The following is a 10,074-nucleotide window of genomic DNA, read 5'->3' as shown; positions in this document are numbered from 1 at the left end:
GCTTTCGCGTGAGGTGTTTTTGCCATGCCGAGAACCCGTCCCCCGTACCCGGTGGAGTTCCGCCGCCAGATGGTCGAGTTGGTCCGCGCCGGACGCGATCCGACCGATCTTGCTCGTGAGTTCGAGCCGTCGGCTCAGGCCATCCGCAACTGGGTGACCGAGGCCGACCAACAGGAAGGCCGCCGGGAGGTGAAGCCTCCCGCCGTGGAGGCTGCCCTGTCGGCGAGCGAGCGCGATGAACTCCTTCGGCTGCGGCGCGAGAACCGTCAGTTGAAGCTGGAGCGCGAACCGAAGGTCGGCGAAGCCACATCCTCTCTCGCGCGACAGCCTGGTTTGCGCGCGAGACCGGAGTTCTGCCGTCGGGATCTTCCGGTTCATGAGCGAGAACCAGGCGCACTTCCCGATCGCCGTCATGGCGCGCGTGCTGGGCGTCTCGAAGGCCGGATACTATGCCTGGTCCGGCCGTCCCGTCTCGGCGCGGGCACAGGCGGACGAGGTGCTGCTCCGGCGCATCCGCACGATCCACCTGGGCTCGCGCCAGACCGACGGCTCGCCGCGCGTGCAGGCGGAGTTGCGCGACCAGGGCGAGGCCCACAGCCGCAAGCGCATTGCCCGGCTGATGCGACAGGCGGGTCTCGTCGGGGCGTGCCATCGCGGCGGCGGGCCGGTGACGACGCGGCGCGACCAAGAGGCCCGGCCGGCCCCGGACCTCGTCGACCGCCGCTTTGCCGCCAACGAACCCAACCGGCTGTGGGTCGCGGACATCACCTACATCCCGACGAGTGCCGGGTTCCTCTACCTGGCGATCGTGCTCGACGCGTTCAGCCGTCGGATCGTCGGCTGGTCCATGGCCGATCACCTCCGAACTGAACTGGTACTGGACGCGCTCGAGATGGCTGTCGGCCAAAGAAAACCGCGAGACGTGATCCACCACTCGGATCAGGGCTCGCAATATACGTCGCTAGCCTTCGGCAGCCGCTGCCGCGAGGCGGGCGTGCGGCCCTCGATGGGCTCGGTCGGTGATGCTTACGACAACGCCATGGCCGAAAGCTTCTTCTCGACCCTGGAATGCGAGTTGCTCGCCCGCCGGCGCTTCCACTCCCGGCCCGAGGCTCGCATGGCCCTCTTCAGCTACCTCGAGGGCTTCTACAACCCGGTCCGGCGACACTCCGCCCTGGGCTACCGGTCGCCCCTCGTCTACGAACAGGAGCATCGCCCAAAACCCGCAACCGAGACCCCGGTCAGCCAAGCCCCGTAGCCGTCCATAGAAACGGGGCAATCCCAGTCAATCGATCCCAGGCGCCGGTTCCACGTCTCATGTCGCCGATTTTTCCGGGGCATGTCACATCGGGCCTACCCTGCCTCGTCATTTGTTCGACGGACGCCTGAGAGCGGCAAGGAGCCGCGCCGTCCTTTCTCGAGCAAGGAGACGGGTATCATGAAGATTGTGGTGATCGGCGGAAGCGGCCTCATCGGCAGGCATCTGACGGCCGAACTGTCGCGACAAGGACATGAGGCTATTGCGGCCTCGCCAAGCAGCGGGGTGAATGCGCTGACGGGCGAAGGCTTGGCCAGGGTTCTTGCCGGAGCCGACGTCGTCGTTGACGTGTCGAACTCTCCGTCCTTCGAGGACGCGGCGGTGCTAGACTTCTTCGAGCGCTCTGGCCGCAACCTCCTCGCCGCGGAGCGCGAGGCGGGTGTGAAACATCACGTCGCCCTATCCATCGTCGGCACGGACCGCCTGGCGGGGAACGGGTACTTCCTCGCGAAGGTCGCGCAGGAGCGATTGATCGCGACGTCTGGCCTTCCCTACACCATCGTCCGGGCGACGCAATTCTTCGAGTTCGTCGCGACGATTGCCCAGGCGTCCGTTGTAGGCGACCGCATCATTGTTCCCGATGCCGACTTCCAGCCGATCGCCGCCGCCGATGTAGCCGCCGCGCTCGCCGATCTCTCGCCTGCTCCTCCCCGCAACACGACGATCGAGATCGCCGGGCCGGACCGCCTGCCGTTCCGTGACTTCGTCGCCCACTCGATCGCATCAACTGGCGACCGTCGGGAGGTGCTAGCCGACAGGGCGGCGCGCTACTTCGGCGCTGTGCTCGACAAGGGGTCGCTGGTTCCCGAGCACGCGGAAGCGGCGCGGCTCGGGCCGACGCGGTTTGAGAGCTGGCTCGCTGCTGCCTGAACCGCTGCGCGTCTTCCCATCCACGAAGAAAGACCCCTTCCATGTTCAGAGCATTCCTGCTGGGCGCCCTCGTTGCCGTCTCCGCCGTTCCTGCGATGGCGGCCGATGTTGCGAGGGGCGAGGCCCGCGTCACGACGATCTTCGACCATCCACTACCTTCGGTGCCGGGCAAGAGCCTGCGCGGCGTCCTCGTCGAGTACGGTCCGGGCGGATCCTCACCGTCCCACACCCACGCCGCATCTGCCTTCATCACGGCAACTGTGATCGAGGGCGCGGTGCGCAGCCGGATCAACGATGGCCCGGAGAAAGTCTTCCGCGTCGGCGAGAGCTTTGTCGAAATGCCCGGTGATCACCACGGCGTCAGCACTAATGCCAGCGACGTCGAGCCCTCCAAGCTCCTCGCCGTCTTCGTCGTGAACACGACTGATCGGGTTTTGACGACGCCGGACAAGCATTAGCAGCGGCGGCAGCGCGGGAACTCAGCTGTTCAAGGCGGCAAGGATAGCCGATGGTCGTCCACATTCGCTCAACCGGCTTCGTTTATGAGGAACGGTCCATGTCGCAGGCCGAAATCGCCACAACGATGTTCGAGTTCCATCGCGCGCGGCTGTTACGCATCGCCTACCGCATGCTTGGCTCGCACAGCGAAGCGGAGGATGTCGTGCAGAATGCATGGCTGCGCTGGGTAGCGGTGGACCAGACGAAGGTCTCTGCTCCCTATCCGTTCCTCGCGCGCATCGTTACGCGCCTGTGCCTCGACGAGATGAAGTCGGCCCGCGCCCGCCGGGAGACCTACGTCGGCGCTTGGCTGCCCGAGCCGCTCGTCGAGAACGAGGAGGATGGGCTGGACAAAGATGACCTGACGCTGACGCTGATGATGGCGCTGGAGCGCCTGTCGCCACTCGAGAGGGCGGCATTTCTCCTCCACGACGTCTTCGGCGTGCCGCTGGGCGAGGTGGCGGACACGCTCGACCGGGAGGCAGCGGCTGTGCGCCAACTCGCCGTCCGGGCACGGAGGAGCGTGGAGGCTGCGCGTCCGCGCTTCCCCGTAGAGCGCGAAGAGGGCGAGCGGATCGCACGGGCCTTCTTCGCGGCATCCACCAGCGGCGACACCGCAGCGCTGCGTACTCTTCTCGCCGAGAACGCGGTGCTGCGCTCGGATGGCGGCGGAAAGGTTTTGGCTTTCATCAACCCCATCACCGGATTGGACCGCCTCCTGCGCATGTTCGAGGGTGTGCGGCGCAAATGGGGTCGAGGCTGGGCGCAGATGCTCGAACCCGTCTGGATCGACGGCTTGCCCGGCTATATCAGCCGTGAACGCGGCGACGTTCTCCAAACCACTGCGCTCGCCATTGAAGACGGCCGGATCACCGCGATCTACATCACCCGCAATCCCGACAAGCTCCGCCACGTCGCGCAGGCACTCGCGGTGGCACCGGACCATACCTCGCGGACACACTAATCAGACAGCGGGCGCCCTTGAGCCGCCCTACCGGACATTCAGCCTCTCAATGTGTCCCCCGGTCGTTGGAAGCTGAAGGTGATAACCGTCGAAGTCGCCGCCGACCACCCCTTGGTCTCCGGTCGACAGTAGGAAGCACGCGTGGTGCGATGTCTGCTCTTGCGTGCTGCCGACCGAAAGCGGATCAACAGAAATCCACCCAACTCAGTCGTCGATCTCTGCAGCGTCAATAGCCTGGAAGCGGACCTTCGCGTGGACCGCAACGGGTCGCGAGCGGACGCAGCTATGGCAACGCTGAGTGGTTTTTGCGCTAGCCGATTGAGCCCTATTAGTCCCGCTACAGCTAGGAAGCGGCTACAGCATTCAGTGACTGCCCCCGACCTCATCAGGACCTTCAACGGCGGCGCCTCGAATGTTCGTGATGGGCTGCGATCCAGGCGCGTGACCGTGCGAGGGAACACAGACGACCGAGCCCACTCGCGTCAAACCGTAGCCACAAGGTTTTGGCTGATGCGATCCCACAGCCTGGCTCCCGCGAGACATCCATGGCCATCTTCGACGCCACTTCATCCCGGCCGCTCACCTCCACCGGGGTAGCTTTGCGTGGCCCCGACCGTCGCCGCTTCGGCGCCATGGTGCTGGCAGCCGGTGCCGGGAGCCTGCTCCTACGCCGGTCTGCCCTGGCGCTGCCAGCGTCCGATGAGGCCCGGGTGATCGACTTCGAATGGATCGACGCGGCCCGAGACCGCGCAGCGCCGGCCCGGCTTTATTGGCCAGCCGCCCCGACCCGGAAGAGCCCGATCCCGTTGATCGTCTTCTCACACGGGCTCGGCGGCTCCCGGAAGGGCTACAGCTACCTCGGCGAAGGATGGTCGGCACGCGGTGTCGCCAGCCTGCACATCCAGCACGTCGGCAGCGACGAGACGCTGTAGCGGGGTAACCCCCTCATGCTCCTCGACCGCCTCGGCGGGGCAGCGGACAAGCGCGAGGCTATCGAACGCACGCGGGATGTGAGTTTTGGCCTCGACCGCCTGCTGCAGCGGGACAACCCCTTCCACGCCGCCATCGACCGCAAGCGCATCGTCGCGGCCGGGCACTCCTTCGGGGCGAACACGACCCTGATCCTCACCGGTGCCCAGGTGATCCGCGACGGGAAGCCGTTGGGCTTCCGGGACCGCGGTTCACGGCGAGCATCGTGATCTCGACGCCGCCCTTCTACGGCGAGACCGACCTCGCGGCAGTCCTCGCTTCTGTCGATGTTCCGACACTCCATGTCACCACGACGGAGGACACGATCCGCATCCCAGGGCGCTATTCGCCCGTCCAGGACCGCATCGACGTCTACGCGGCGATCCCGACTTCCCGGAAGGCCTTGGTCGTGTTCCAGGGCGGTCCGCACAACGTCTTCACTGACCGCTCCCTGCGGAACGGCGGTCCGCTGAACCCCTTGGTGAAGCAGGCAACTGCCGAGGTAGGGCTTGCCTTCCTCGACCTCGTCCACAGGTCCAATCCCACTCCCCTCGAAGACTGGAGCGCGACCTGGAAGCCGATCCTGGCGGCTGCGCCGACGCCGTTCCAAGTCGACACGCAGCGATGGGCCAAGAAGCGGCGCGCCTGAGGCTCAGTGACGTCGTCGACCCCGGAGTGCGGACGGCCTCCGACCGGCCCTCTTGCCCATTGCCGGAAACTGACAGTCGGTATCGTCCGCCTGCCGCCCCATGCAGTCCTTCGCTCGGTCACGCTGAGCGGGGCTGATCTACGTCGACAATCCGCCCCGCCTGGCGCGCCTCACGCGCATAGACGGATATGGGATGGGCGGGCCGGAACGAGGTATCCCGTTCAAGTCCGATTGCGAGCCCCGCACTCACCTCCTCGATCTCAGCCAGGCTCACGTAGCCGAGTTCCGGCTCGCCGAAGCCGAGGTCGCACAGCCCGAAGAGGGTGTCGCCGTCGGCCTCCATCGCGCAGATCAACCACGTGGCTGGTCCCGTAGGGTTGAACAGCTTGAGCACCGGGTGGTGATCACCGTCGCGATCTCGGCCGTTGGCGAGCAGCTGTTCACGGGTGGCGGCATCGATCAGGCGCATGGGGGGCTCCTCGCTCATGGCGTGAGGAAGCCGTGCAGCCATTGGCGAAGGAGTGCGAGCTTGGAGGGCGGATCAGCTGCGCAGGCAAAATATCATATAATCTACATTCTGCGATGTTCCCGGCCAAGCTGTTGATCCCATTGAGCGCAGCTACGTGCTCGCCCTAACGTGTGCCTAGAAATATCATACTTTGCAGCGAAACAGCTTGAAGTATGAGGTTCCGGTGAAGCAAGCGAGGGTGCCCACGGAGGTGGAGTTCAAGCGCCTCGCTGCGGTGGTGAGCCAGGGGCGCTACGGCCCTCGCAACCGGATAGCTCTCATGCTGAGCTATCTGGCGGGGCTGCGTGTAGGAGAAATTGCATCATTGCGTTGGGGCGATCTCCTCGACGGTGAGGGCAAGGTACGCGAGCAACTGCGGCTCAGCGCGGCCGTCACGAAGGGCGGGCGCGCGCGTGTGGTGTTCCTCAATGCACGGCTGCGACGCGAGATCGAGCAGTTCCGGTCCGCCCTGCCCTCCTCCCCTCCCCGCGAGCAGCCGGTGCTCGTCACCCAGAAGCGAGCGGCATTCAGCGCGAATACCTTGTGTCAGCTTATGGGCGGGTGGTACGATCAATCGGGCCTGGACGGCGGCTCCAGCAATAGTGGTCGCCGGTGGTTCATCACCCGCCTTGCGCATGCTGGCATCTCACCCAAGACCATCATGATGCTCGCTGGCCATCGTCATCTCTCGACCACCCAGCGCTACATCGATGTGAACGACGAGATAATGCGCGCAGGAGTCGATATTCTATAAAATTTGAAATAATGCAACGATAATCTATTTAGAGATTATTTTTTAGTTAGGCCACGGAGGGATCGTACCATTGGAACATCCCTCCAGATCAATCGCTATGATTTCAGTCCACAAGCTTAAATGGAGGGTGCTTCATTGAAACCGCCGAGCGATAATGGGAATTTCCTTAATGGGCACTTCAACCGTTGAGGAGCCATCTCTGGAATAGCACGAATTTCCCAAAAATGACATTTCTTGTTGGCCTGGGACAACTATTCTTAATACGTCAAACCCCCCATAAACAAAACAGTCCAATCTGGACATAACTCCGTGTTTCAAATGAGGCGATAATTCAGACGATGAGATGGAATTCTTTATCTTCATGACATAGTCATCTAGTGACAAGCCGCTTAATGTCGCCTCGCGAGCAAGACCAACGACGTGCCTGCCCTCAAATTCATGCGGAATTATCTTGTCAATCAGTGCGATGCGGTCGGCGTCACCTGCCTTGTCTGCTATTCCGACGTATATATACGAATCTCTCATTCGCTCTATATTGGTTATACCGCATATAGTTTGAATGATATCTATTATAACTTTGTTCTGAAATTTGCGATTTGGCGATAGAGAATAGAAGCCCTGTTTGAATTCGTAGTGAGGTAGCTCAACACGTGATCTACGAAGGGAATTTTCGAATGTGTATACAAGTGGCTTTCCAAGGGGAATATCTCTTACGTCCGCTTCTGCAAAACAGTCCTGTATTGCCCCCTTAATGGAGTTAATATTAGCACGGCGTACGTCTGGGTCGATGGCTTTTCGCAGGGTGGCGACATTGATAGTGCCCAAAGACTTTACCAATTTATCGTAATCGGTTACAATCATATTTCGCATGACGATCAGCTCGAAATATGCAACGAACATCGCGGTAAAGATTGTTGAAATTTCGTTATGGTGAGCGCCCTTAGATATTACACTCTAAAGAGTGCCAACTTGAATGCGGTCACAAGTCAATCTTATATGATCAAATACAGTTAGAAAATCCCGCTTAAAATCATCTTCGCCATATTTATTGAGAGAATGCTCGAACTTTTCGTAGTCTTTTTGTCCGGGGTCATAAATCTTATTGAGGGCTGCTTTTGATCTCTGAATCGGCTCTTTGTTCAGAACGCATGCAACTATATCAGCTACCGTCTGCTCATCTAGACTATCTCTTAAGCTGCTAGAGTGCAGAATTCCTTGCTTAGTCCAAAATGTATCCTCAGCGCTTATGCCGTAGTCATGCACAGTTCGAACGCCCTGAACACTAATTTCAGGCATTTGCGCGAGTGGGACATTGTCTTCAGATGCGTCGCCCCGAATTTCACAGCTAAGCTGTCGCACAATACGCGAGAAGGAAGAACTCAAGCCAGCTTGGCGCTGCTCTTGATCGCTAAGTCTGCGACCATAAGAGTTAATTCTCTCAAAAATGTTGATAATATCTTTATCACTTGCTCGCTCAACAATAGTTATAGGGAGGGTATAATCTGAAAATGCAGCACATTCATCGGGATTCAAAATGCTATCGTCGTCAGAATTTATCCGTCTTCCGTCTTCCTTGGCAGCCTGAGCAGCACGAGGTATCTGCCGCATATCGAAATTGCGACCATCCTCAGTGCAGAATGCGTTTTCGATAAAAGAAAATACTGTATGAAGTCTCTGCAAGCCATCGATCACGTCGTAGCTGGTCCCATCCGCACCCCGCTTGGATAGTAGAACGAGAGGTACAGGAAAATCTTTCATTATACTATCAATTAGTTTTTGTTTTTCTTCGAGCGTCCAAACAAGCTTGCGTTGATATTGCCTGTTTACATAAAATTCGTTGTCCCGGAACATGCGATACAAAGACTGTATCGACAGATTGACAGAGTTTAGCTCTAATTTTGCCACGCCTTCCCCCGCCGTGAAAACTTGTCACATAGGCTTTCTGCATCTTTCGATGTCCAAAAACCTTAGCGGAGAAATTATTTGCGCGCATCAAAAAACTGCGCATCTCAACGTCTCATGTAATATTTTGATTAGAATTAAATATTTGTTTAAGAAATTGAAATTATGCAATCAAAAGTAATATAATCATGATTCTGAAGTTTCAACTATGTCAGAATATTTGTCATGATCAATGTTTATTATCGGTAATCTTCACAAGACGGGTTATAGATTTAATAAGTAAATGCATTATATAGTAATTTGTTTTGATATATTATTAATAATAACTGTGTTACAAAATAACTATAGTATTAGTCTTATAGCCTTGCCTGTCTAATCACAAAAAAATGATATTTAAATTTTTTTATCGATCGAGATTTTTATGTGCGGGTCCAATCCGGGCGAAGCCGATCCACCACACGTTCCAGTCGTACCTGCCCATAGTGCTTGTCGATCATGGCCAGGGATGTGCGGCAGTTGCGGGCCACGTCGAGCACCTCGGACCCGTTGGCCAGTTGCTCGCTGATGTAGAAGTGACGTAGCGAGTACGGCGTGCGCTTGATGCCGCGGTGGTCCCGTTCCAGCCCGGCCGCCTTCAGCAGTTCCGTGAAGCCATTGGCCACCGACGTGATGCGCTTGCCTGCCTCGCTCGCGAACACCGGATCGGCATCCACGGGCTCACGGCCCATGGCACGCTCGAACAGCATCCATAGGGTGTCGAACCACGGGATCGCCGCCTTCTGCGGGATCGCCTTGCCGCTCGTGCCCTTGCCTCGCACCTGCAGCCGGATGTCGCGCTGATCCACAGGTTTGCCCCGCCCGGCCCGGTAGCCCAGCACATCCCCCCATGTGAGATTGTACATCTCAGTGGGCCGCAGCCCGGAGAACGCGCCGATCATCACGTAGGCGTGCAGCAGGGTGCGATCCCGCCGCGTGTGGTCGTCCAGCCGCTTGATGCGCCAGCGCCGCTTGTCGCTGGCCTCCACCAGCGCTCCGGTACCATCCATGATGGGGTCCACCAGCCGGCTGAGGCTGATCTTCTGCAGGTGGGCGAACTCATGGGGCTCGAAGCTGGGTCGCCGATTGTCCGGCGTGCGCCGGGCCTTGATGGTGACCTCGGGTGGGGTCTTCAGATAGCCCTGCCGTGATGCCCAGCGCAGCAGCTGCCGCAGCACCACCAGTTCTCCCCGCTGGCGGCTCAGAGAGGGCGCAGAGCGCCGTACAAGCCGGCGCAGGCGGTGGCCTCCCCTCTCGTACTCGATGTGCGTGACGAGCTTGCCAGGGCCCTCGGTCCAGTAGGTGCGCCGCCACTCCGCATAGCGCTCAAGATCGGCCTCGCTGACGGCATCCACGGGCTTCTGCCCGAAGTACCCCACGAAGTACCGCCGGATCACCGCAGGCTCGCTCTTGCCCTGGTCCGCCCGGCGTTCGCCCCGCTCCACCTCGCGCAGGATCTGCCCGATGTACTCCTCAGCCACGCTCTCGAACGTGTGGGCGCGGGCGGTGAGCCCCTGCTGAGCCCGGTAGGTGGCCTCGTTGTCAGGCGACACGACAAACTGCCCCCCTGGCGCCATGAGGAACTGACCCCTCGATGAGCGAGGAG

At 59.9% G+C, this 10,074-nt stretch carries 11 protein-coding genes and 1 pseudogene; 8 read left to right on the top strand and 4 right to left on the bottom strand.

The window, feature by feature from the left end; all coding sequences use genetic code 11:
* Nucleotides 1-24: 24 nt before the first annotated feature.
* The 7 genes and pseudogenes from BMX97_RS24445 to BMX97_RS33905 all read left to right on the top strand — a co-directional run bounded on the left by BMX97_RS24445 (nt 25) and on the right by BMX97_RS33905 (nt 5,268).
* Nucleotides 25-1,258: pseudogene (locus BMX97_RS24445) on the top strand (IS3 family transposase).
* Nucleotides 1,259-1,438: 180 nt separating this feature from the next.
* A complete protein-coding gene (locus BMX97_RS24440; protein ID WP_091753806.1) occupies nt 1,439-2,188 on the top strand; it encodes an SDR family oxidoreductase in 750 nt (249 codons plus the stop codon).
* A 41-nt stretch (nt 2,189-2,229) separates the two neighbouring features.
* Entirely contained in the window at nt 2,230-2,646 is a 417-nt protein-coding gene (locus BMX97_RS24435) for a cupin domain-containing protein (protein WP_091753805.1), read from the top strand.
* A gap of 98 nt (nt 2,647-2,744) precedes the next feature.
* Entirely contained in the window at nt 2,745-3,650 is a 906-nt protein-coding gene (locus tag BMX97_RS24430) for a sigma-70 family RNA polymerase sigma factor (RefSeq protein WP_177202340.1), read from the top strand.
* 545 nt (nt 3,651-4,195) lie between these two features.
* Nucleotides 4,196-4,582, top strand: a complete 387-nt coding sequence (locus BMX97_RS33915; protein ID WP_244538622.1) for an alpha/beta hydrolase — start codon at nt 4,196-4,198, stop codon at nt 4,580-4,582.
* 15 nt (nt 4,583-4,597) lie between these two features.
* Entirely contained in the window at nt 4,598-4,849 is a 252-nt protein-coding gene (locus BMX97_RS33910; RefSeq protein WP_244538621.1) for a hypothetical protein, read from the top strand.
* Nucleotides 4,846-5,268: an alpha/beta fold hydrolase gene (locus BMX97_RS33905; protein WP_244538620.1), complete on the top strand. Its 423-nt coding sequence runs from the start codon at nt 4,846-4,848 to the stop codon at nt 5,266-5,268. The genes BMX97_RS33910 and BMX97_RS33905 overlap by 4 nt, the downstream gene beginning before the upstream one ends.
* Before the next feature lie 118 nt (nt 5,269-5,386).
* Here the strand turns inward: BMX97_RS33905 and BMX97_RS24420 are convergent, their stop codons facing one another.
* Nucleotides 5,387-5,737, bottom strand: coding sequence for a DUF2958 domain-containing protein (locus BMX97_RS24420; RefSeq protein ID WP_091753803.1), 351 nt, complete (start codon nt 5,735-5,737; stop codon nt 5,387-5,389).
* A 223-nt stretch (nt 5,738-5,960) separates the two neighbouring features.
* Here BMX97_RS24420 and BMX97_RS24415 point away from each other — a divergent pair, with 223 nt between their 5' ends.
* Nucleotides 5,961-6,530: a tyrosine-type recombinase/integrase gene (locus BMX97_RS24415; RefSeq protein ID WP_091753818.1), complete on the top strand. Its 570-nt coding sequence runs from the start codon at nt 5,961-5,963 to the stop codon at nt 6,528-6,530.
* A 132-nt stretch (nt 6,531-6,662) separates the two neighbouring features.
* Here the strand turns inward: BMX97_RS24415 and BMX97_RS32350 are convergent, their stop codons facing one another.
* From BMX97_RS32350 to BMX97_RS24405, 3 genes are all read right to left on the bottom strand, one after another.
* Nucleotides 6,663-7,430 carry a hypothetical protein gene (locus BMX97_RS32350; protein ID WP_143074710.1) on the bottom strand — a complete coding sequence of 256 codons (768 nt, stop codon included), beginning with the start codon at nt 7,428-7,430 and terminating at the stop codon, nt 6,663-6,665.
* Nucleotides 7,431-7,484: 54 nt separating this feature from the next.
* The gene (locus BMX97_RS24410; RefSeq protein WP_143074709.1) at nt 7,485-8,435 is read right to left on the bottom strand and encodes a DUF262 domain-containing protein; all 951 of its coding nucleotides are present in this window, start codon (nt 8,433-8,435) and stop codon (nt 7,485-7,487) included.
* 416 nt (nt 8,436-8,851) lie between these two features.
* Entirely contained in the window at nt 8,852-10,021 is a 1,170-nt protein-coding gene (locus BMX97_RS24405; RefSeq protein WP_244538619.1) for a tyrosine-type recombinase/integrase, read from the bottom strand.
* Nucleotides 10,022-10,074 lie beyond the last annotated feature (53 nt).

It is taken from the genome of Methylobacterium sp. ap11 (assembly GCF_900110515.1).
GTDB classification, from domain to species: Bacteria; Pseudomonadota; Alphaproteobacteria; order Rhizobiales; family Beijerinckiaceae; genus Methylobacterium; species Methylobacterium ajmalii.
The sequence above is the reverse complement of the archived record's forward strand: the minus strand, read 5'-3'. Positions and strand labels throughout refer to the sequence as shown.

Coding starts and splice junctions, on each gene's coding strand:
- BMX97_RS24440 (WP_091753806.1), top strand. CDS start 1,439: ATGAAGATTGTGGTGATCGGCGGAAGCGGCCTCATCGGCAGGCATCTG.
- BMX97_RS24435 (WP_091753805.1), top strand. CDS start 2,230: ATGTTCAGAGCATTCCTGCTGGGCGCCCTCGTTGCCGTCTCCGCCGTT.
- BMX97_RS24430 (WP_177202340.1), top strand. CDS start 2,745: ATGTCGCAGGCCGAAATCGCCACAACGATGTTCGAGTTCCATCGCGCG.
- BMX97_RS33915 (WP_244538622.1), top strand. CDS start 4,196: ATGGCCATCTTCGACGCCACTTCATCCCGGCCGCTCACCTCCACCGGG.
- BMX97_RS33910 (WP_244538621.1), top strand. CDS start 4,598: ATGCTCCTCGACCGCCTCGGCGGGGCAGCGGACAAGCGCGAGGCTATC.
- BMX97_RS24420 (WP_091753803.1), bottom strand. CDS start 5,737: ATGCGCCTGATCGATGCCGCCACCCGTGAACAGCTGCTCGCCAACGGC.
- BMX97_RS32350 (WP_143074710.1), bottom strand. CDS start 7,430: ATGTTCGTTGCATATTTCGAGCTGATCGTCATGCGAAATATGATTGTA.